General features: G+C 65.2%; 20 protein-coding genes. 8 read left to right on the top strand and 12 right to left on the bottom strand.

The genetic code is table 11. The annotated features are described in order from the left end of the window. Positions 1-5: 5 nt before the first annotated feature. From car to AWC14_RS18165, 5 genes are all read right to left on the bottom strand, one after another. Positions 6-3,536, bottom strand: coding sequence for a carboxylic acid reductase (gene car / locus AWC14_RS18185; protein WP_045380785.1), 3,531 nt, complete (start codon positions 3,534-3,536; stop codon positions 6-8). A 178-nt stretch (positions 3,537-3,714) separates the two neighbouring features. Then, the gene (locus AWC14_RS18180; protein WP_045380782.1) at positions 3,715-4,422 is read right to left on the bottom strand and encodes an alpha/beta fold hydrolase; all 708 of its coding nucleotides are present in this window, start codon (positions 4,420-4,422) and stop codon (positions 3,715-3,717) included. A 476-nt stretch (positions 4,423-4,898) separates the two neighbouring features. Next, positions 4,899-5,744 (bottom strand): SDR family oxidoreductase, encoded by an 846-nt coding sequence (locus AWC14_RS18175; protein WP_045380780.1) that lies wholly within the window; start codon positions 5,742-5,744, stop codon positions 4,899-4,901. 248 nt (positions 5,745-5,992) lie between these two features. Then, positions 5,993-7,222 carry a cytochrome P450 gene (locus AWC14_RS18170; protein WP_045380777.1) on the bottom strand — a complete coding sequence of 410 codons (1,230 nt, stop codon included), beginning with the start codon at positions 7,220-7,222 and terminating at the stop codon, positions 5,993-5,995. Next, positions 7,219-8,439 (bottom strand): CaiB/BaiF CoA transferase family protein, encoded by a 1,221-nt coding sequence (locus tag AWC14_RS18165; protein WP_045380774.1) that lies wholly within the window; start codon positions 8,437-8,439, stop codon positions 7,219-7,221. The genes AWC14_RS18170 and AWC14_RS18165 overlap by 4 nt, the downstream gene beginning before the upstream one ends. A 262-nt stretch (positions 8,440-8,701) precedes the next feature. Between AWC14_RS18165 and AWC14_RS18160 the strand changes: the two genes are divergently transcribed. The 4 genes from AWC14_RS18160 (at position 8,702) to AWC14_RS18145 (ending at position 13,183) form a co-directional block, all read left to right on the top strand. Continuing rightward, positions 8,702-10,342, top strand: coding sequence for a class I adenylate-forming enzyme family protein (locus AWC14_RS18160; protein ID WP_057003194.1), 1,641 nt, complete (start codon positions 8,702-8,704; stop codon positions 10,340-10,342). A gap of 113 nt (positions 10,343-10,455) precedes the next feature. Beyond that, entirely contained in the window at positions 10,456-10,710 is a 255-nt protein-coding gene (locus AWC14_RS18155; protein ID WP_045380771.1) for a FeoA family protein, read from the top strand. Next, on the top strand, positions 10,707-12,620 hold the full coding sequence (feoB, locus tag AWC14_RS18150) for a ferrous iron transporter B (RefSeq protein ID WP_045380769.1): 1,914 nt from the start codon (positions 10,707-10,709) through the stop codon (positions 12,618-12,620). The genes AWC14_RS18155 and feoB overlap by 4 nt, the downstream gene beginning before the upstream one ends. Then, positions 12,617-13,183 (top strand): NifU family protein, encoded by a 567-nt coding sequence (locus AWC14_RS18145; protein WP_045380767.1) that lies wholly within the window; start codon positions 12,617-12,619, stop codon positions 13,181-13,183. The genes feoB and AWC14_RS18145 overlap by 4 nt, the downstream gene beginning before the upstream one ends. A 7-nt stretch (positions 13,184-13,190) precedes the next feature. On the opposite strand, the gene AWC14_RS18140 is transcribed toward AWC14_RS18145, so the two are convergent. Then, the gene (locus tag AWC14_RS18140; RefSeq protein WP_045380765.1) at positions 13,191-13,700 is read right to left on the bottom strand and encodes a DoxX family protein; all 510 of its coding nucleotides are present in this window, start codon (positions 13,698-13,700) and stop codon (positions 13,191-13,193) included. 72 nt (positions 13,701-13,772) lie between these two features. Here AWC14_RS18140 and AWC14_RS18135 point away from each other — a divergent pair, with 72 nt between their 5' ends. Genes AWC14_RS18135 through AWC14_RS18125 form a run of 3 tightly spaced genes read left to right on the top strand, consistent with a single transcriptional unit; the run spans position 13,773 to position 16,401 of the window. Further along, positions 13,773-14,387, top strand: coding sequence for an NADPH-dependent F420 reductase (locus tag AWC14_RS18135; RefSeq protein ID WP_045380763.1), 615 nt, complete (start codon positions 13,773-13,775; stop codon positions 14,385-14,387). Positions 14,388-14,389: 2 nt separating this feature from the next. Further along, a complete protein-coding gene (locus AWC14_RS18130) occupies positions 14,390-15,811 on the top strand; it encodes a pyruvate, phosphate dikinase (protein ID WP_045380761.1) in 1,422 nt (473 codons plus the stop codon). After that, entirely contained in the window at positions 15,808-16,401 is a 594-nt protein-coding gene (locus AWC14_RS18125; protein ID WP_045380759.1) for a hypothetical protein, read from the top strand. Before AWC14_RS18130 ends, AWC14_RS18125 begins: the two co-directional genes overlap by 4 nt. A gap of 1 nt (position 16,402) precedes the next feature. On the opposite strand, the gene AWC14_RS18120 is transcribed toward AWC14_RS18125, so the two are convergent. The 5 genes from AWC14_RS18120 to AWC14_RS18100 are packed head-to-tail and all read right to left on the bottom strand — an operon-like array spanning position 16,403 to position 20,170. Next, a complete protein-coding gene (locus AWC14_RS18120) occupies positions 16,403-17,635 on the bottom strand; it encodes a WS/DGAT domain-containing protein (protein ID WP_428838980.1) in 1,233 nt (410 codons plus the stop codon). Positions 17,636-17,645: 10 nt separating this feature from the next. Continuing rightward, entirely contained in the window at positions 17,646-18,551 is a 906-nt protein-coding gene (locus AWC14_RS18115) for an alpha/beta fold hydrolase (RefSeq protein WP_045380757.1), read from the bottom strand. 13 nt (positions 18,552-18,564) lie between these two features. Beyond that, positions 18,565-19,086, bottom strand: coding sequence for a hypothetical protein (locus tag AWC14_RS18110; RefSeq protein WP_045380755.1), 522 nt, complete (start codon positions 19,084-19,086; stop codon positions 18,565-18,567). Next, a complete protein-coding gene (locus tag AWC14_RS18105) occupies positions 19,083-19,637 on the bottom strand; it encodes a hypothetical protein (RefSeq protein WP_052425617.1) in 555 nt (184 codons plus the stop codon). The genes AWC14_RS18110 and AWC14_RS18105 overlap by 4 nt, the downstream gene beginning before the upstream one ends. Before the next feature lie 59 nt (positions 19,638-19,696). Next, on the bottom strand, positions 19,697-20,170 hold the full coding sequence (locus AWC14_RS18100) for a VOC family protein (protein WP_045380751.1): 474 nt from the start codon (positions 20,168-20,170) through the stop codon (positions 19,697-19,699). Between the two features lie 89 nt (positions 20,171-20,259). On the opposite strand from AWC14_RS18100, the gene AWC14_RS18095 reads away from it, so the two are divergent. Further along, positions 20,260-21,108, top strand: coding sequence for an alpha/beta fold hydrolase (locus AWC14_RS18095; RefSeq protein ID WP_057003192.1), 849 nt, complete (start codon positions 20,260-20,262; stop codon positions 21,106-21,108). 106 nt (positions 21,109-21,214) lie between these two features. Here AWC14_RS18095 and gnd read toward each other — a convergent pair. Continuing rightward, a partial coding sequence (gene gnd, locus AWC14_RS18090; RefSeq protein WP_085241388.1) for a phosphogluconate dehydrogenase (NAD(+)-dependent, decarboxylating) occupies positions 21,215-21,889 on the bottom strand: 675 nt, incomplete at its 5' end.

The raw sequence follows: 21,889 nt of genomic DNA, 5'->3' as shown, positions 1-21,889 counted from the left end.
CTCCTTCACTTCTCGGTGTCGCGATGATCAGCGTCGAGTAGATCCAGCAGTTCCAGGTCGGCCAGATACTTCTCGATGACGGGCTTGCCGATGCGGGGGATGTCACCACCGGTACCGATGTCGGCTTCCATCACGGCGGCACGGAACCGATGCGCGGAAGCGAACGCGCCGCGAATCGGCGGGAGCGGATGCCGGTAGGTCGACAGCAGTGGCAGCAGCGACGCTTGCCGCTGTTTTTCGGGCAGGCTACGTAATGTGGTGTCGAGCCGCGCGAACCACTCGTCGTAGTCGCCGATCCGTTCAATCCGGCACCCGGCTTCCATCATCCAGTCGACGTACTCGTCGAGGCCCACGCCGTCGTCGTGCGGGTTGATGACATGAAAGGTCTGGAACCCCTTGCCCTCTCCCACGGCGTCCGCAGTCAGCGCCGAGATTGATTGGGCGACGAAATCGACTGGCAGACCATCGAAGTGCGTCCGTGCCCGCCGCCCGTCGGGGTCTCGGAGATAAAATGACTCCGGTGCCAGGCCGGTCGCCGCGATGCTCAGGATCAGCCGCGTGATCATGTCGGGCACGTTGAGCTGACCACGATAGGTGGTCTCCGCCATGATCATGCCGCAGCGGAACACCCGCACGGTCAGATCACACAGGTCGTGAGCTTCCCGCAGCAGCACCTCGCCGGCCCATTTGCTGTTCGCATACCCGCTGGCATAGGTGTCGTCGAGCGCGCGGGTAGCGCTGACGCGACGGACATCGGCGTCTTCGCTGAGCTCGCCGGAGGCGACCGTCGCGCCGACACCGATAGAAGAAACGTAGGCGAATGGTTTCTGTCGGGTCGTCAGCGCCAGGCGGATCAGCTCAGCGGTACCAACGACATTGGGGCCGAACATCTGCTGGTATGGCAGCATGTGGTTAACCAAGGCCGCCGAGTCGACAATGAGATCGACCGTGGTGGCCAGTCGTTGCCAACGCGGCTTTCCCACCCCGAGGTCGACCTCGCCCTTGTCGCCGGCGAAGACCTCGAAATGGTCGGCGGCCAGCCTGCGGTACTGCGACAGCAAGTCGGGGTCTCCGCTGTCGAACACGGCGTCGAGCCGTGCTCGTGCGGCCGCGTCGTCCTTGGCGCGGACCAGACAGATTACGGTGCCGTTGACGAGGTGCATCCGGTGCAGCCATTCCAGAAGCAGATAGCGACCGAGGTAGCCCGTCGCGCCGGTCAGCAGCACCGTGCGAACCTCAGATGCCGGCGGCGCCATGACGGGAACGCTGTCGAGCGTGGCGGCGTCGATGAACTTGTCAAGGGTGAGATCACGAGAATGCACCTCGGTGGCGCCCGCGCCGTGCACCGCCGCGAACGTGGGCCTGGCGGCCCCGGGTTTGCGGTGCGCATCGATGTAATCGGCGACAAACTGCATGTCGCTGGCCGGGCTGATGATCACACCGACGGGAACTTCGAGGCCGAAGGCGCCTTCAAGGGCGTTGGCGAACGTCAAGGCCCACAACGAATCTCCGCCCAGATCTGTGAAGTGCGCGCTGGGTGGGGGGTTGTCGGGTGCGGTCCCCAGCAGGGTAGCTGCCACGGCGCATACGGTGTCGATGACCGGTCGCCTCGCACTGTGTTCGCGCAGCTCACGCAGCCGCCCGCTTTGAGTCTCGGCAATTTCGGCGTACAACTGCTCGAGGCGTTCCCCGTAGCGCTGCTTGAGGTTGGGACGTGACGGCTTCCGGGTGCCGGTCAGCAGGCCGTTGTCGAGAGTGAATGGCACGGGCTCGACGATGATGTCACGCGGGATCTCGTAGGACTCGAGTTCGGCGGTCTGGGCGGCCTGTTGCAGTGAGCGCAGGATCAGCACTTTGAGCTCGCTGGCGCGGTGGCGGCGGAGCGCTTCGTCGGTGGGTACCACAACAGCCAGAAGGTAGGATTGCTCGCCATTGCCGTATATGTAGATCTGGTGCACGAGTTCGCAATTGGCGTAGACAGCCTCCAATTTCGACACCGTGACGAATTCACCCTGCGACAATTTGAGCACGTTGTTGCGACGGTCGATGTAGCGGAGGTTGTCGGGTCCGATTTCGGCGACCACGTCGCCTGTCCGGTAGAAGCCGTCTTCGTCGAACACCTCGGCGGTCAACGCCGGCCGCTTGTAGTAGCCGCGAAATAGGGTGCGTGACTTGATCAGGAGCTCACCGCGCGGATGGGGTCTGTCGGTGCTGAAGTAGCCTAGTTCGGGTACGTCGACAAGCTTGTAGTCGGTCACCGGAGGGCGTTGCACCTTGCCGTCGATGACCACCGATCCCGACTCGGTGGCGCCCAGCGCGTTCATCAGATGGGAGTCGAGCAGCTTCTCTACCCAGGCCGCCAGATCCGCGGCGATGGGCGCCGAGCCGGTCAGCGCCGAGATGTAGCGCCCACCGAGGACACGAGAGCGAAAGTCGGCGAGGACCTCATCCTCGCCGATGGTGTCGCCGCGCTGGGCGAGCGCGCTGAGGAACTCGCGGTACAGCAACTCCCAAACGCGCGGCACGAAATTCAGCTGGCTGGGACGCACCATCGCCAGGTCGTCGAGAATGGTGGACAGATCGCTCTTTGCCGCGAAATACGCTGTGCCGCCGGCGCCCAAGGTGGAATACAACATCGCGCGGCCCGCGGTATGGCTCATCGGCATGTAGTTCAAAGTGAGCGCCGGAATAGCGAAACCGCGTTCGGCCAGCGCGGCCGCCGTGACAGTCCACACCGACTTGGCCAGGCTCTCCGGCTGCATCGCACCCTTGGGGCTGCCGCTGCTTCCCGACGTGTAGATGATCACCGCGAGTCGATCGTCATCGATACCGGGATCGGGCGGCGCCGGCAATTCACTTCCTCGCTGAAGCACCTGTTCGAACGTCTCGAGGACGACAGAACTGCCCGTCTCGGCGAGCCGACTGCGCGCCGCGTCGAACGCTTCGCGGTGGGCATCGACGTCCGGTTGGTAGTCGAAAACCACGACCAGGGCCGGCGGCGGCCCGCCGAGCGCGAGGGCGACGACGTCCTCCAGGTACTCAGCGCTACATGCGATCACCGATGGTTCTGTCTCGTCGACCATCGGTTGCAACTGGCCAACGGGTGCGCCGGCGTGCAGCGGCACCGAAACCGCGCCCAGCAGCGGAACGGCCATGTCCAATGTCGCGTAGTCGACACTGCAGAAGCCGAGTGTGGCCACGCGGTCACCGGGTTGCACGATACCGTCGGCCAGCGCAGCGGCGATGGCGGTGACCCGCTGCCACAGCCGGCTATAGGTGACGGTGTCGAATTGCGGCAGGAGGTCCAGACAACGGCGGCCGGCGGTGGTCACTATCCGGGAGGCGCGCTGGCCCAGCGCTGGGCGTTCCGCGTAACCCTCGGCGACGGCGCGCATGAGCGCGCCCCAGCTGATGTCGGGCCGCAGGATTGTTTCAGAGACGTCGTTGTCCGGCAGTGCGGCGGCGAACTGGGCATCGCTGGCCAACAGGTCGCTTACCCGCCGTGCCAGCTTCCCGTTTTCGCTGTCAGTGAGCACGTGTTACTGCCGACATCCGAGAGCCGTCGTATGAACCATGGCCCTCCTCCGGGGCGCACACTGCACGGGGAAGATCGCAGACATTCTACAATCTGCTCAAGACTACGACAGAGACCGGCAACCGGGAAGCACTACGGAGTCAGCGTTCTCTTTTCTGGCGATAGTTGTTCTCGCCGAGCTACGCTTCGACGCTCTCGATCGCGGTGAGCAAAACCCCGAGGTGACGAGGCCGAGCGAAGAACGGCGAGTGACCGCCGTCCATCTCGATCACCATGCCGCGGGGACAACGCATCGCCATCTGTCGTGACCATGCCGGGTTCACCGCCCTGTCGTCACGCATGACGATGAAGCGCGCCGAAGCATCGGGCCACTTGGATATCGGACACCTCTCAGTCAGGATCGTGAATGCCTGACCACGCAGCCGCGTAAAGGCCTCACGAGCCAGCGACTCTTCAACATCGTGATAGAAGCCTTCCCGCACGGCCTCAAAGGTCAATCCGAATGGCCCTTCACCCGTGGAGCTGGGTGCCGGAAACGTCACCGCGCCGGGATTTTGGCTCAGGTGCTCGGCAAACGAGTGTCCGATAACGGGGATCAGGCCCGCGACGAAAACCATTTCGCGGATCGCACGACGAGCGGCGACGACGGGCACGCACAAGCCTGCGATGGAGTGGCCCACCACTATGACTTGGCGCTCATTCGCGCCGACCGCAGCATCGATCGCGTCGATGGCGATCCGCGCCCAGTCCTCGGCGCCAGCGTCCTCGTCGTCAACCGGAAGGTCCGGCGACACCACGTCGTAGCCTCGGGCGCGCAGTTCGGGTGTGACGCGATCCCACGACGAGCCGTCATGCATACCCCCGTGCAGCAACGCAAACAGCGTCACAGCCGGCTCACCGCGACAGCGGCCCCCCGCACCAGATAGGAACGCCAGGCAACCTTGAGCGGCAACCCGCCACATAGCGGATGCGGAGCCAGCTGACAGCCCCGCGCTAGGCGGATGTCGCGTCGCACGCTTCCCCTTCCGTCTACGATCCGATGCCCCACCGTAACGAGAATAATAATTCTCATATGCGAGAATCTGGAAGATTTCGTTGCGCGGAACCGAAGAGGAGAGCGTGGTCGCGGGCGGCCCAGCCGATCCGCGTTTGGCTGCGCCAGCGCGTGATGAACGACACCGTTACAGCTGCTGTGACCGCAGGTGCCGCAAGGAAGCAGGGTATAACTAATCCCTGCGCACGACATGACGGCTCGGCTACACGGTCGAGGAATGTCAAGAACTCTCAGGAGGCTGTCCAAGAGCGTTGGCCCGCACGGCATTCAGGGCCGCGATCAACGTCGACGGCGGGTCTGCTTGCTCTGTCAGCTTCCGCGGCTCTTCGCCATATCCTGGGGGTTCTCGCTCCACTGGGCCTGTTGCCGGCCCATCGTCATGGCGCCATTCCACCCACCATCGGTCCACAGCACCTCTCCGCCGACGTAGCTCAGTCGCGGACTGCCCAGACACACCAGCGGCCAGGCTTGCTCTTCGGGCCTCGAGTACCGCCCGACCGGTCCGATCGCCTGGTCTACCACTTCCTTGCCCATCAGGTCCTGAAACGCCGGCATCATCGCGGTTTCGGTGGGCCCTGGGTTGATGCAGTTGATCCGGATTCCGCGTTGGGCGAGTTCGGGATACCACCAGCCCACCCAGGCGTCGATGATGTATTTCGAGTACGCGTATCCACTCCAGGACCATTTGGTCTCGTGCTCGCGCAGCCAGTCGACCGCACCATCGAAGCCTTCCGTTGCCAACAACTCGGTGATGTCGGGGATGTGGTTCTGCCATCCAATCGCCGCCGACGACGAGATGACGCTGATCGCGGAACCTTTCGACATCTTGGGCACCAGCAGCTCAGCAAGGTGACGCGCGCCCACAAAGTTCACGAGTATGGTGTCCCACTCGCTAAACGGCGGGCCCGGCAGGCCGGCGCAGCTGAACAGGCCATCGACAGGCCCGCCGATCGATGCCGCAATCTCCTCGATGTTCTCCCGGTCTCGCAGATCGATCTCGGCGGTTCGAGCAGCGGCAACGGTCGTTGGCTTGATATCGAGCGCGGTGACCGCGGCACCGAGGTCGGTGAGGATCTGGGCCGCCGCCTGCCCCATACCCGACGCCGCCCCGGTGACGACGACGGACTTCCCGGCATATCTCAACGCATCATCCACGACGACTTCCCTCCATCAACGATCACAGAACCATGATTTTGCGCTTTGTAAACGTATACTCTCATATTCGGCATTACTTACTCTCACCGCTGCGGGCGATCGCAGACGAAGTCACATGGGTTGCTGACAACATTCGGCAATGCCGCTGAAGGCCTGCGCCGACGCTGCCGATGCGAGGGCGTGCTCTATCTTGTCGTTCTCCAGCGAAGCACGGCGGCCGGACGCAATGGTATAGCCGTCAGATGCGCTCAGCGTCTGGCACGAACGGGTACGTTAGACCACCCTGACACGTTTGACATCTCAACCCGACGCAAACCGTCCCTGTCGACCTCATACTCAGGGATGAGGTCAAGCAGCGCGTCGAACGCGATTCGGCTTTCCATTCGCGCGAGCGCGGCGCCGAGGCAGCTGTGGATGCCGTAGCCGAATGCGAGGTTGAATCCCATTTTGCGTTCGCGGTCGATGTCAAGCCGGTCGGGGTCGGGGAACATGCGCTCGTCGCGGGTTGCCGAACCGGTCACCAAGAGAACGGCGCTGCCCTCGGGAATTGTCGTGTCATGCAAGACCACGTCGCGGGTTGTGACGCGCACCTGGTATTGCGACGGGGCCTCATACCTGAGTAGTTCCTCGACTGCAGCCGGGATCTTGCTGCGATCCGCGCGCAGCTTCTCCCACTCGGAGGGGAAGTCGGCGAAGGCGACCATCGCGTTGCCGATCAACTTCGTGACGGTTTCCGCGCCAGCACCGCCGAGCATGGTTGCGAAGCCGGTGATGTCGACATCGCTGAGTTTCTCGACCTGGCCGTCACGTTCGATTTCGGTTGCGATCAGCCGACTTATCATGTCGGCGGCGGGCTTGGCTCGTCGCTGTTGAACGAGGTCGTAGTAGTACATCCCGGTGGCGACTGAGGCTTGGTAACCCTCATCTGTGACGTGGATCTGTCCAGGCTTGCGCTCCAACAGCAAGTCGAGCCAAAGCCGGATTTGCTGCCTATCCTCCGGCGGCACTCCGAGCATGGTCGTGATGATCTCGACGGGGAAGAGAGCCGAGAAGTCGGCCACGGCGTCAAACGACGAGGGGTCCACCCCCGCAAGAGCACTGTGGATTTTCTCCCGCACCATGTCTTCGAGGTTGGCGATGGCACGCGGAGTGAAGACGTTGCTCACCAGTTTGCGCATCCTCTGGTGCTCCGGGGGATCCATCGAGATGATCACCTTTGGCACCGGAATGGACTGGTCGGGAGCCTTGACCATGTCGAGAGTCGCGCCCTTGGCTGAGGAGTAGGTCTCGTGATCCCTGGAGGCTTCCGCGACGTCGTGGTAGCGGGACAGGGCATAGAAATCCCACTTGTCGCTGTAATAGACCGGCATTTCGTCGCGCATCCGCCGGTAGGTGTCGAACGCCCCGTTGAAGAACTCCTCGGAGAAAGGGTCGAATTCCACCGTGCTGTCCGACTCGGCGCGGCGCGTCGCAGTCATAGTACGGCTCCACTTTCCTTGTAGTGCATGATTGTGTCCCAGTCCATTCCGGCTTCCATCAACACTTCTTCAGTGTGTTGACCGTGTTCGGGGGCGCCGGGTGACACGACCGGTCGTTCGTCGAACTGGACCGGGTTCGTGGGCATCGCATACGGGACACCGCTCATCGTCGTCGTATGAGCGAGGTAGCCGTTCGCGGTGACCGCCGGGTCATCACAGACCTCAGCCGGTGTCTGCACCACACCCCATGCGCCCGATACGCTTGCCAGGACCTCGCGCCACTCGGCCAGTGTGCGTTGCGCGAAAGCCTTGTCCATCAAGGCGATCAGTGCTGTGCGATTCTCGAATCGGGATGCTGGATCGGCGAATCGCGGGTCGTCGACGACTTCGGCGAGACCGATCGCGTTCATCGTCTCGGCAAAGAACTTGTCGAGCTGCAGCATCATCAGGGTGACGTAACGATCATCCTTCGTGCGGTAGTTGCCGACCAGGGGGTTGGGCGCGTCGGCATGGCCATACTTGGGGATGGCTCCGCCTCCGTGGATTTGGCTCACAGAGAGGTCGGGACCGAGGTTCCACGCGGCCAGTCCGAGTAACGACACATCCACCAGCGAGCCGTGCCCAGTGGTGGCCCGTTTATAGAGCGCCGCCGCGATGCCGCCGGCAATGGCCATTCCGCCGAGCAGGTCCCCGAACGCCGGCCGCGACCGCACCAACTCGTCGCCGTCCTCGGTCAGCACCGCGGCGATCCCGCCGCGCGACCAGTAAGAGACGCCGTCATAGCCCGGTTTGTCCGCATCGGGCCCTTTTGGACCGTGCCCCGAGCCGCGCACGTAGACGATATTCGGGTTCACCGCCCAGATGTCGTCGACGTCGATGCCGAGACGTTTGCGTCGGCTCGGGAGGTAGTTGGTGAGGAAGACGTCGCAGCTCTTTGACAATTCGCGGATGACCTCTCGGCCGCCTTCGCTGCGCAAGTCGATGCCTATCGACTTCTTTCCGCGGTTGGGGATCTCGATCATGTAGTTGACCGAGCCGCCACCCTCGTCCACGATGCCCATGGTCACCAGGCCACGTTGCGGGTCCCCACCGTCAATCGGTTCGACTTTGATGACCTCTGCGCCCCATTCGGCGAGGATCGCGCCGGCCGACGGCACGAATGTCCATGCCGCGACCTCGAGCACGCGGACACCGCTCAGAACTCCGTCACTGCTGATTTGAGGCCTCCATCAATGTCTGCGTCATCGCCCTGAAGCATGCGGCCAGCGGCGATAATGCTGATTTGCATATTCGAGAATTGCAGTTTTGGCGCGGTTTGTAAACCGGTTCGGCCGCTTAGGCTGGCGGCTGTCGGTACGTCATCGCCGTCGTCGTCGCCGCCAGCCCACCCCAGACCGAGAACGTTTATTCTCTAGTATCGACACAGGCATTATCCTGTTGTGGTGCGGCTACTGTTACAACACGAAGATCGCTGATCACATGCCATTCCCGGCGATCACACCCACCGTCCCAACCCTCCTGCGTTGGGCTGCAGCACGGTTCGCCGATAGGACCTATCTCATTGTCGACGGTCAGAGGCTCACTTACGCCGAGTTGGAGCGTCGGTCGGCCCGATTGGCTCGAGCGCTATTGGCCGAGGGGATCGGCAAAGGTGACCACGTGGGAATCCTGATGCCCAACAGCGTCGACTGGGCGATCGCCTGGTTCGCCACGACTCGCATCGGGGCAGTTGCGGTGCCGCTCAACACGTTCTACAAAGCCAACGAGTTGTCATGGACCATTCGGCACGCCGACCTACAGGCCATCTTGGCGTGGCCGGCCTTCCGCAGCCACGACTTCCTCGGCCGGCTGGAAGAGGGGCTTCCCGGGCTCGCCCAACAATGCTCACCCGGACAGATCGTCGTCAAGGCGGCACCCTATCTGCGCACGATCGCGGTCTGGGGATCCAGTGATCGCGCGTGGGCAACTCCAGTCGTCGACGATTCGACCGCCGCAGCCGCCGACAACCCGCAAATCGACACCGGATACCTCGCCGCCGTCGAATCCTGTGTCACCCCTGCTGACAACGTCACCATCATCTACACGTCGGGCAGTACCGGCGAACCCAAAGCACCGGTGCATACCCAGGGCACGCTGATCCGCCACACCTACAACCTCACTCACGTCTACGTGGTCACCACCGACGACGTGCTGTTTAGTTCCATGCCGTTTTTCTGGGTCGGTGGTCTGATCACAGCGCTACACGCGGTAATTCACCACGGCGCCACCCTTGTAAGCCAGCCCGCATTCGACGCCGCTGAGGCACTACGGCTCATCGAGCAGCATCGCGCCACGATTGCTTTGGGTTGGCCACAGCAAGGAAAGAGCCTGGCCGAACACCCCGACTACCGGTCTCGAGACCTTACGTCAATTCGACGGACAAGCATGCCTGCAATGGTTCCTCCAGAGCGACGCCCCGTCGGAGCGGACTCGCTTGGGATGACCGAACTTTGCGGAAACCACCTCGGTGCTGACCCGTATATCGAACAGCCGCCCGCGCGCCGGAACACCGTTGGCCCGTCGATCGACGGACTGACCCATCGCATCGTCGATCCCGACACCGGCGAACAGGTCCCGCCGGGGACCGTCGGCGAGATTTGGGTGCGGGGCTATTCGTTGATGCAACGGCTGTACAAGCGCGAGCGTGAAGATGTCTTCACACCGGACGGCTTCTACCGCACTGGGGACTGCGGTTCGCAGGACGCCGACGGCTGGGTGACGTTCACCGGCCGCCTTGGCGACATGATCAAGACGGCCGGCGGCACGAACGTGACACCGGCCGAGGTGGAGTCGGCACTGACCGCCTGTGAAGGCATTCTCGAGGCATACGTGGTGGGTGCCTCGGACGGCGACAACGGCACTGTGGTCGCGGCGGCCGTTGTGCCCAAGGCCGGCTGCAACATCGACGCTGACGCGCTGCGTGCCCAGCTACGCCTCGGTCTCTCGGCCTATAAGGTGCCAAAGCACATCTGGGTGGCGCCCAAAGCCGAACTTCCCTTTACCGATACCGGAAAGGTCAAGAAAGCCGCGCTCGTCGAGCTGCTCGAGCAGCGCATGCGCCGCAGCCCGCGGGACACATAACCAGTTATGTGACAGGTGTGACTGGCGAGCTGATTGTCGTCATCTGGCACCCCACTGGTAGCCGTCGCCGGTGTAGCTTCGGCAGTTAACAGCACCCAAGGTAAAGGCACGTCATGCAAGGTCAATTGATGGTCCTGGCCCAGCTGGCCCCTGGTCAGCGGGCAACCATCGTGGGGATGATGCCGCAGGCAAACTCGGCGGTGGCCGGCCGGTTATGGCAGCTGGGTTTTCGGCCGACCACCCAGGTGGATGTGGTCCGTCGCGCGCCGCTGGGTGATCCGACGATCTACCGGGTGCAGGACACCGAGCTCTGTATTCGCCGCCGAGAGGCGCGCCTGATCCAAGTCCTCGCGGAAGCAGACCGATGACGTCGTGCCACACCGACGGAGGCAGTGCCGTTGCAGTAGCCGGTCAGCGGCGCATCGCCCTGGTGGGCAGCCCCAATGCCGGCAAGACCAGTGTCTTCAACCATCTGACCGGGTTGCACGCCAAAACCGGTAACTATCCGGGTGTCACCGTCGGCCGCAGCGTCGGCAGCACGACGGTCGAAGGCGTGGCGGTCGTCATCGAAGACCTGCCCGGTACTTACAGCCTGGAACCGATCAGCCCCGATGAGCAGGTCGTGGTCGATCTGCTCACCGGTGAGCTCAGCGACGGCGACAGGCCCGACGCGATCGTGCTGGTCGCCGACGCGACCACGCTGCATCGCTCGATACCCCTGGTGGCTCAAGTGCTGCGCCTGGGTCTGCCCTGCCTGTTGGCCCTGACCATGAGCGACGAACTCAGCGCGCGCGGCGGCCGTATCGACGCCGAGGCGTTGTCGCTCGCGCTGGGCATCCCGGTGGCAATGGTCGTCGGACATCAGGGTCGCGGGCTCGACCAGCTGCGGGCCCGGCTGGGATCGATCGAGGTGTGGGAACGCCCGCCGATTTTCCCGCCGGCAGACCGCGACGGAATCGCGGCCTGGGGCAAGTCGGTGCTCAGCGCTGCCGATTACGTTGTGCCGCAACCGGATCGGCGGACAAGTAGGATCGACCGGTTGGTGCTGCATCCGCTGTGGGGCACCGTGATCTTCTTCGCGGTGATGTTCGCCTTCTTTCAGGTCGTGTTCACCGTCGCTGCGCCGCTTCGGGATTGGATCGCTCAAGGGCTGACCTGGCTGGGCAGCGAGGTCAGCAACCACATCGGCAACTCGGCCGTCAGCGGTCTGCTCGGTCGCGGTCTCATCGGCGGGGTCGGAACCGTCCTGCAGTTCATCCCGCAGATTGTGTTGCTGTTCTTGCTGATCGCGCTGCTGGAGAACATCGGCTACATGTCCCGGGCCGCGTTCTTGATGGACCGCGTGATGGCCACCACCGGGCTCGAGGGCCGCGCCTTCGTCGCGATGCTGTCGTCGTTCGCCTGCGCGATCCCGGGGATCATGGCGACCCGGACGTTGCCGTCGTCGCGCGACCGGATCGCCACCATCCTGACCGCGCCGCTGATGACCTGTTCGGCCCGGCTGCCGGTGTACACCTTGTTGGTCGGTCTTCTGGTTGCGCCGCAAACGCATTGGTGGGGCCTGAGCGCGCAGGGCATCACGATGTTCTTGCTGTACCTTGGCGGCGGCACCTCGGCGCTGATCGCCGCAGGGTTGTTCAAATCGACGATCCTGCGCAGCGACCTGGTGCCGTTCACCATGGAACTTCCGCCGTACCGGTTCCCTTCTCCCAAGGTGGTTCTGGTCGCGATCTGGAGTGCCACCAAGATGTTCCTGCGCAAGGCCGGCACCATCATCCTGGCCGTTTCGCTGGTGCTGTGGGCGTTGCTCAACTTGCCGACACGCGGCGCGGAGACCGCGAACATGTCCCCGAGCGCCGCAGGAGCGTACGTGATGGACCACAGCTACGCCGCCGACGTCGGCAAGGCGATCGAGCCGATATTCCGGCCGCTCGGTTTCGACTGGCGCATCGACGTGGCGTTGGTGGGTTCGCTGTCGGCGCGCGAGGTGTTCGTGTCCACGCTGGGCGAGATTTCGGCCGCGACACAGCCCGAGAAACCGGCCGAAGCGCTGGTCGCCATGACCGACGATCACGGCCACAAGGTGTTCACCGCGCCGACGGTGATCGCGCTGCTGGCCTATTTCATGTTCGCGTTGCAGTGCATGTCCACGATCGCGGTGATGCGACGCGAGACCAACTCGTGGCGGTGGCCGGCGCTGGCGTTCAGCTACATGTTCGTGCTGGCGTGGGCGATGGCGTTTGCCGCCCGGTCCGTTGCGATAGGGCTCGGCGCATGATTCCGATGCACGCCACCGCCACTGCTGACCCCCGTCAACTGCGTTGGGTGGTGTCACCCGGCAACCTGCCCCCTGGGGGCACGGTTCGTCACGCTCCGGGTCCGCTCGGCGCCCTGCTCAATGGCGGAGTCATCGACGAGCTGGTGGTGCGCGGCGCCGACGTGCTGATCACGCTGAGTGCCGGACACTGCTGGCGGGACTTCGGTGATCAGATGCGCGACGCGCTCGGCGAGGCACTTCTGGACCCGACAGGCTGGCAGGTCGAGTCGTCGGATGACCGCGCCGAGTTGGCCGAGGTCGCGGCGGAACTACTGGCCGGACCGATCGGCGCGTTGGCCGAATCACACGGCGGCTCAATCGAATTGGTCTCGGTGGCCGGCAACCATGTCACGGTCCGGATGTCCGGTTCCTGCGACGGATGTCCGGCTGCCGCCTCGACGCTGTACGAAAAGTTCCAGCATGAACTGCGCCGGCGGGCCGGCGAACATGTCACCATCTCCTGCGAAAACGACTCGTTGCCGTTCGGCCGCAAGCTGCTGTCTCTGCTGGTCCGCAGAGCGTAGACAGCCGCTACTGCTGCTCCTGCTTGACCGGCGGGCGGTAGAAGATCAGCAGCTGGCCAATCCCACCGACAAGGCCCAGCACCACCGAGACCAGCAAACCGTGCCAGCCGTAGAACGAGCGCCCGAAGAACAGCCAATCGAGGCTGTACTCACCAGGCCCCACGGTGGCCACCGCGACCGCGCCGACGGCCAGCACCATCACGTACTCCCAGCCCTCGTTGATGATGAAGAACCCGTGCGGCCGGTGTACGGTCCACGCGGCGACGAACATCAGCGCGACGAAGCCGGCGGCCGGGATCGGCGTGAGCAGGCCGGCGGCCAGGCCCAGACCGGCGCTCACCTCGGTGGTTGCCGCGACCACGGCCTGGAACGTGCCGGCCTTCATGCCGATGCTGGAGAACCAGCGTGCAGTCCCGGGGATACGGCCGCCGCCGAAGAACTTGTTGTAGCCGTGGGCGGCGAGCGTCAAGCCCAGCGCCACCCGCAAGATCAGTAAACCGACATCATAGGCAGTCATAGACGCAAACCTAGATCATCGGGTAGGCAGAAGTATCCTCCCACCCGCCAACAACCACCTAAGGAGCCTCACATCAAGATCGCGATCATTGGCGCCGGCAACGTCGGGCGCACTCTGGGATCCGCATGGCGCGACCGCGGCCACGACATCACGTTCGGGGTGCGTAATCCCGACGACCCGAAGTACGCGTCGCTCGGCACCGTCGAGAGCAACGAATCCGCTGCAGCGGCAAGCGATGTCGTGGTGCTGTGCACACCTTGGCAGGGCACTCACCAGGCGGTGCAGAGCTGCGGCGATCTTTCCGGCAAGGTTGTCATCGATTGCACCAACCCGCTGACCCCCGACTTCACCGCGCTGGAAGTCGGGCTCACGACGTCCGGCGCCGAGCAGGTGGCGGTGTGGGCGTCCGGTGCGCGGGTCTGCAAGGCGATGAACCAGATCGGCGCGCCGATGATGGATGCTCCGCAACTGCCCGGCACGCCGGTGATGTTCGTCTGCGGTGACGACGACGACGCCAAGTCGGTGACCGCGGGCCTGGTCACCGAGTTGGGCTTCGAGGCCGTCGACGCCGGCGAGCTGAGGCTGGCGCGGCTGCTCGAGCCATACGCGCTGCTGTGGATTCACCTGGCGTTGCGTCGCGGATTCGGCACCAACTTCGGCTTCGGGCTGCTGCGCGGCCAGTCCTGACCATGGCTGCTGCCACCGTGGTGTTCCTCGACGGTGATGCCGGGTGTCCGCCGGAGATCCTGGGCCACAAGGGATACGGCATCGACACGATGCGCCACCACGGCCTGCCGGTACCGCCCGCGTTCTGCGTCACCACCGAGGTGGGTGCCCGCTATCTGGCGGAACCTGAGGCGACGATGAACGCGATCTGGGACGGCGTGCTCGACGGCATACGCCGGCTGGAAACGGCGACGTCGCGGACGTTCGGGCAAGGGCCGCGTCCGCTACTGGTCAGCGTGCGCTCGGGTGCGGCCGTGTCGATGCCGGGCATGATGGACACGGTGCTGGATCTCGGCATCAGTGACAGCGTGGAACAGGCGCTGGGGGCGTTTGGCCGCGATACGCGGCGCCGGTTCACTGACGGGTATCGGCGCATCGTGGCGGATCAGCTGCCCGAGGACCCCTACCTGCAGTTGCGCGCGGCGATCGAGGCGGTGTTCAGGTCCTGGAACTCACCGCGCGCCGTTGCCTACCGCGCCCACCACGGCCTCGACAACAGTGGTGGCACGGCCGCAGTTGTGCAGGCCATGGTGTTCGGCAACATGAACGCCAATTCCGGTGCGGGCGTGGTGTTTTCCCGTAACCCGATGACCGGCGCCGACGAGGAGTTCGGCGAGTGGCTGGCGGGCGGTCAGGGTGACGACGTGGTGTCGGGCACCGTCGCCGTCACACCGATCACCGCGCTGCGCGATCAGCAGCCGCACGTCTACGACGAGTTGACGTCGGCGGCCCGCACGCTGGAACGGATCAACGCAGACGTGCAAGAGATCGAGTTCACCGTCGAGGACGGCACGCTGTGGCTGCTGCAGACCCGGGCGGCCAAACGGTCCGCGCAGGCGGCGGTGCGACTGGCGCTGCACCTGTGCCGCGACGGGCTGATCGACGACGCCGAGGTCCTGCGCCGGGTGACCCCTGCTCACGTCGAGGCGCTGTTGCGACCGTCGCTGCAACCGGAAACCCGCTTGGCAGCACCACTTTTGGCAAAAGGGCTGGCCGCCAGCCAGGGCGTGGCCACCGGGCGGGCCTACACAGATGTCGACGCCGCGGTGGATGCCGCCGACCGTGGCGAGGACGTCATCCTGGTGCGCAACCACACCAGTCCCGACGACATCCACGGCATGCTGGTCGCCCGCGGCGTCGTCACCGAGACCGGCGGCGCCACCAGCCACGCGGCCGTGGTCAGCCGCGAACTGGGACGCGTCGCGGTGGTGGGCTGCGGCAGCGGGGTCACTGAATCACTGGCGGGCAGGCTGGTCACCGTCGACGGCAACGAGGGCGAAGTACGCGACGGCGTATTGGAACTCACCGCCTGGACAGAGCAGGACTCGCCGGAGCTTCGCGAGTTGGCCGAAATCGCACGGCGCGTCGAAGAGCAGCACAAGTGAGCGAATTGACTGTGCTGCAGGCGGTTCGGTTCAAAGGCCGGATCAGCCCGGCTGACCTGGCCGCCACGTTGGGTGACGATCTGGCCGACGTCGCCGATACCGTCGAGCGGTTGACGCGGGCTGGGCTGCTGGTCGACGGGAAGACCGTACGAATCAGCCCTGAGGGACGCGCCCGCCTCGGCAAGTTGCTAGCCGAAGAGCGCGCCTCTGTCGATGCGGCTGCACTGGCCGCCGTGTACGACGACTTTCGTGCGGTGAACGCGGAATTCAAAGCGCTGGTGACCGATTGGCAGGTCAAAGACGGGCAGCCCAACACCCACGAGGACCCCTCGTATGACGAGGGGGTGCTGACCCGTCTCGACGAGGTGCACCGGCGGGTGGTGCCGATCATTGCGGCGGCCGCCGCGCAGCTGCCCCGGCTGAGGCGCTATTCGGCCAAACTGCAGGCGGCCGTCGACAAGATCCACGCAGGCGAAACTTTGTGGTTGTCCCGGCCGCTGATCGACTCCTACCACACGGTGTGGTTCGAATTGCACGAGGAGCTGATTCTGGCTGCCGGCCGGACCCGGAAATCCGTTGAGGATCAGTGAGTTACAGCGCTGCGTCCAGCGCCTGGACGTAGGAGTCGATGTCGCCGATCGCCGATTCGGCCGCGTGAACGCTGATCGCAACCGTATCGCCGATACCGTGCACGCCATGGGTGAGGCCCATCGCCGGCGACAGCGCGGGGAATCCGGCGGTCAGCAGCACGGGCGCATCGCCGAAGCGCAAGTCGGCGGGACCGCGGTGGACGCTGGACACCACGGTGTTGCCGGATACCAGCGTGGGCCGGGCATCGATGTCGAATTGGGCTACACCCCAGCGCAACAGCGCAGCGGGCACCGCGGCGAACGCCCGGTCGGCGGCACGGGCAGCCGGGTGCTCAGCACGGCGGCGGGTATTGGCCAATTCAGCGAGTATCCGCTCCGTTCTGGCTTCCGGCGGAAGGTCCGGGTACAGCCCGACGGTGACGTTGCGAAAGTGGTTGTGGCCTTGTCGCACACCGGGTTTGGCCATCGGCACCTCGGCTCCCAACGACGTGGCCGTACCGCCCAAGTAGCCAAACAGTGCGTCCGCTACCGCGGCCAGCACTGCGACGCTGACGGTAGGACCGGACAATTCGGACCTGTGCCGCACCAACGTGCGCACAGCGCGCGCACCGGCGGGGCGGGCGTTGGTGATCAGTACCGGCCGTGAACCGGCCGTATCACCAAGTAGTCCCGCTTCCATATCCCGGACCAGCTGCCGGTGGGCGCGGGCCGCCTGCAAGGAACGCCAGGGCAGGAAGCCTCGCGAGGGCGCGCCGACGTCGGGCACCGGTTCCACCCGGCCGAACAGCCAGCCGGCCATCGCGGACGCACGGGCGCCGTCGGCCAGGGCATGCGCGACCTGCAGCACCGCGACGGTACCCGACGCGGCGCTGCCCGGAATGTCGTGGACAGACGCGAACAGGTGGAGCCGCCACGGACTTTGGCGGACGTCGAGCTGGTGGTCGGCCAGGCGCACGACGGCATCCAGACAACCAAGCCAGCTGTCGTCGTCAAGGTGGTGGACACGCGGGTGCTCGACAGGCATCGGCACCCACCGCGGATAGGTCAGCGGCGAGCCGTCGCTGACCCGGATCGTCAGCGCAGGGCAGGCTCGCGCCCTGCCCATAACGTCGTCGATGGCGCGCTCCATGTGGGCCGGCTCGCCGGCGAACGTGTAGAGCAGAAACTGGTCGCTGGGGATCTTGGCCGACATCCAATAGAACTGAGCATCGACCGCCGCCATCCGGGCCGGCATGAGACCCGCTCTAGTCGGCCGGGCCGATGAACCTGAGCAGCAACTCGGCGACTTCCTCCGGCTGGTCGAGCTGCAGGAAATGCCCGGCGTGCTCGACGACGGCGACGTCGCTGCCCGCGGGCAACACTTTCTCCGTCCAATGCGCGAAAGCCGGTGTGGCGCAGCCGTCGTCGCGGCCATGCAAGTACAGACTCGGCAACCTCGGCGGTTCCGTCCAGTACCGGTGCAACTCGGCGTACTGGGCGGGCGGCCGAGTGATGCGAATCGTGGCCCGGTACGGGCCCAGCGCAGCACGCCAGCTCTCCGGGGTGCCGATCGCGGCGTCGACGTGCCGCAGATCCTCCTCGGCGTCGTAGCCCGGCGACCAGCTCCGCCACAGCCGCGGCAACACCCACGAGGCGGAACGCTCTGGCAGCCAAGGCAATTGAAAGTACATGATGTACCAGCTGCGCAGCATCTGGCGGGGAAGTTCGCGGAGCAGCCGGGCGCGGTCGGCCACGCGACCCAGCGGGCGGAACGCGGCGGCCGGCGGCACCGACATGATCACCGCCTTGGCGAACGGACTGTCCGGCATCGCAGCCAAGCCGGTCGCCGCGATCGCTCCCCAGTCGTGGCCGACGAGCACGTCGCGGTCGGTGCCACCGGCCGCGGACCGCACGCGCAGCGCGTCGTCCATCAACGCCCCCATGTGATAACTGCCGTCGGACGGAATCGACGACGGCACGTAGCCCCGCATGAACGGCGCAATCACCCGCCAGCCCGACTCGGCCAGCCGGGGAGCGACCTTGCGCCAGCTGTATGCGGTGTCGGGGAAACCGTGCAGGCACAGCGCGATTGGGCCGTCGGGCGGCCCCCAGGTCAGTGCTTTCAGTTCCACCGCGGGGGCGTGCACGTCGATCCAGCGCGGTCCAGTCATCACCTGATCCTTTTCATGCCGGCGGTTCGATCGGATCCCATCCGGAGATCATCCAGCGCGCGCCAACTTTGTCCAGGGTGACACGGACGCTCGATGCGGCGTCGGCGGGCGGCGAATTCCCGACCTTGACCGTCTGGTCCGCGAACACCAGCACCACCGCGTGGCTTTCGGATGCCGACACCGACGCCGCCGCGGGCACCCGGGCGGTCGCGGACACGTGCCGTTCCTTGGCGTTGGGAATCAGCACCTCGCGCGTCACCTGCAAATAGGTGTCGAGGAAGTGGCCGGTCAAGCGACCCTGCGCGGCTTCGACGTCCTTGTCGACGGTGTCGGGACGAAACGACAGCAGGAGAACGGCGGAATCCTTTGCGGCCTGGACCGATTGGATGCGGGCAACGTCGGAGTTCCGTACCGAGGAGTCCTGCCATTTCAGGTAGCCCGCCGCCATTGCCAGCAGCAAGGCCAGACCGGGAACCACACCGTAGACCAGGACGTGCAGCCAGATGGCACGACGCGCGGTGGTCGGTTGCGTCATGATACGAACGCGACGTTGGAGATCTTGCCCTCGTCGCCGATCTTCTGCACCGTGATCCGCATCCTCCACACCTGCGGCTCTTGCTGTGGTCCTGCGGGATTCGCCGACTTCACCGTGACAGCTACCAGAACCTGCCCCACGTCGCCGGCCTGCGATTCGAGTCCGGCTTCATCGACGGTGCCCTCCAGTCTGGAGTGGCCGCGTTTGACGAGATCGACGAACGGCCGCCATCGCGCGGAGAAGTTGTCGTGGAAGCCGCCGGTAGACGAATCGAGGATGCGTTGCACGTCGGCGTCGATGTGCTGGTAGTCGATCGTGGTCAGGTTCACCGCCGACTCGCGCGCCGCGTGGACGAACAGATTGCGCCGCGCGTCGGCCTGGTGCGCCTGGTAGCCGCGGAAACCGAGCCAGCCGACCAGACCCGCCAGCGCCACCAGCGCGATCAGCCCGGCCAGCAGCGACGTCCGGAGAACGGGCTTGGTGGGGACCGCCGGTGCGGGTTGCGGTTCCTCGACGGGCTCTTCGCCAGGGGTCGCAACATCGTCAGCCATGCTTTCCAAACTACGTGGCGATGGCCCGCGCGGGCGGGCGAAATTTTGGAACTGACCGGCTAAAGCTGCGCCACAGCCTTTTCCAGATCGGCGATGACGATCTTGCGCATGCCGTGCATCGCCCTGGTGGCCGCGGCGGCGCGAGCGGGATCAGGATCACTCACCAACTCGACGAGTCGCTGCGGCACAATCTGCCAACTCAGCCCGTAGCGGTCTTTGCACCAGCCGCACTGCGACTCCTCGCCGCCGTCGGTCAACCGGTCCCAGTAGTAGTCGACCTCGTCCTGGTCGGTGCAGTCGACGGTGAAGGACACCGCCTCGGTGAACCGGAAATGCGGGCCACCGTTGAGGCCGATGAAGCGGGTGCCGTCGAGCACGAAGCTGCCCCACGCCACCGAACCCGGCACGCCCGGGCCGGCCTCGGTATACCGCTTGAAGTCCTCGATATGCGAGTTGGCGAACACCGAGGTATAGAACTGCGCGGCTTCCTCCAGATTGTCGTCGAACCACAGCGACGGCGTGATCGCTGGCATGGCACCTCCTAGTCGTCGTTTCGATAGGGATCGACCCGAGCAGCGGGCAAAACTCATCGGGCAGGGGCCGCCTAGGTAACGTCAGGACGATGAACAGCACACCGCAGACCGTCGAGTACTCCGGCGTCGACGGGATCACCCTGGTTGCAGACGAGTGGAACCGGGGCGCGGCAGACGGTCGGCCGAGCGTGCTGATGCTGCACGGCGGCGGCCAGAACCGGTTCTCCTGGAAAAACACCGGCCAGGTGCTGGCCGACCTGGGATTCCACGTCGTGGCCCTCGACAGCCGGGGCCACGGTGACAGCGATCGGGCGCCCGACGCGGACTACGACGTCGACACACTGACCGACGACGTCATGCATGTGCTCGGCGCGATCGGCCGGCCGGTGGTGCTGATCGGGGCGAGCATGGGCGGGTTGACCGGCATCCTGGTCGCGGACCGCGCCGGCCCGCAACGGGTCACCCGACTGGTTCTGGTGGATGTGGTGCCGCGATTCGAGAAGCAGGGCAGCGCGCGGATCCGCGACTTCATGTTCAGCGGTCTGGACGGGTTCGACACGCTCGAGCAGGCCGCCGACGCCGTCGCCGCCTATCTGCCGCATCGGACCAAGCCGCGCAGCCCTGAGGGGCTGAAGAAGAACCTTCGGCTGCGCGACGGCCGCTGGTACTGGCACTGGGATCCGGCGTTTATGACCAAGCCCGGCGACGACCCCCAGTTGCGCACCGAGAAATTCGAGGACGCCGCCGCGGGCCTGACGATTCCGGTGCTGTTGATCCGCGGGAAGCTTTCCGACGTGGTGAGTCCCGAAGGGGTGCAGCACTTCCTGGCCACTGTGCCGGGCGCCGAGTTCGTCGAACTGTCCGAAGCCGGCCACACCGCAGCCGGCGACGACAACGACGCCTTCAGCGACGTCGTCGTCTCGTTTGTCAGCCGCTAGTTTGCTTCGAGGGTGATCGCATCCTTCCTGGCGGCCGTCATCAAATGTTGACGGCCCGCGCAGGGAGAGTGGCGCGCTTGCGGACAGGCCCGCTCTAGCTGAGTTGCTAACCGGACTTTTCGTCGTGGCCGCCGAACTGCTTGCGCATCGCCGAGAGCACCTTGGCGCCGAACTCGAACAGGTGGCGTGACGCGAACCGGGCGTAGAGCGCCGTCGTCAACACGGGTGCGGGAACGCCCTCGTCGATGGCCGCGATGACGGTCCAGCGGCCCTCACCGGAATCGGAGACACGCCCGGCGAATTCCTTCAGCTGTGGGGATTCGTGCAACGCACCTGCGGTCAGATCCAACAGCCAGGAGCCGATCACGCTGCCCCGCCGCCAGACTTCGGCGACCTCGGGGATGTCGATGTCGTACTGATAGAACTCCGGATGCGTCAACGGCGCGGTCTCGGCGTCGCCCTGCTCAACCCGCTTGCCGATGTCGGCGTTGTGCAGGATGTTCAGCCCCTCGGCGAGCGAGGCCATCATCCCGTACTCGATCCCGTTGTGCACCATCTTGACGAAGTGCCCCGCCCCCGACGCCCCGCAGTGCAGGTAGCCCTTCTCGGCTTGAGATATCTCACCGGTACGGCCCGCCGTGCGTGGCGCCGCGTCCACGCCGGGCGCGACCGTGGCGAAGATGGGCTCGGCGCGGGCGAAGGCCTCGTCGTCGCCGCCGATCATCAGACAATAACCGCGTTCCCGGCCCCACACGCCGCCGCTGGTGCCGCAGTCCAGTAG

The organism is Mycobacterium kyorinense (assembly GCF_002101735.1).
GTDB classification, from domain to species: domain Bacteria; phylum Actinomycetota; class Actinomycetes; order Mycobacteriales; family Mycobacteriaceae; genus Mycobacterium; species Mycobacterium kyorinense.
The sequence above is the reverse complement of the archived record's forward strand: the minus strand, read 5'-3'. Positions and strand labels throughout refer to the sequence as shown.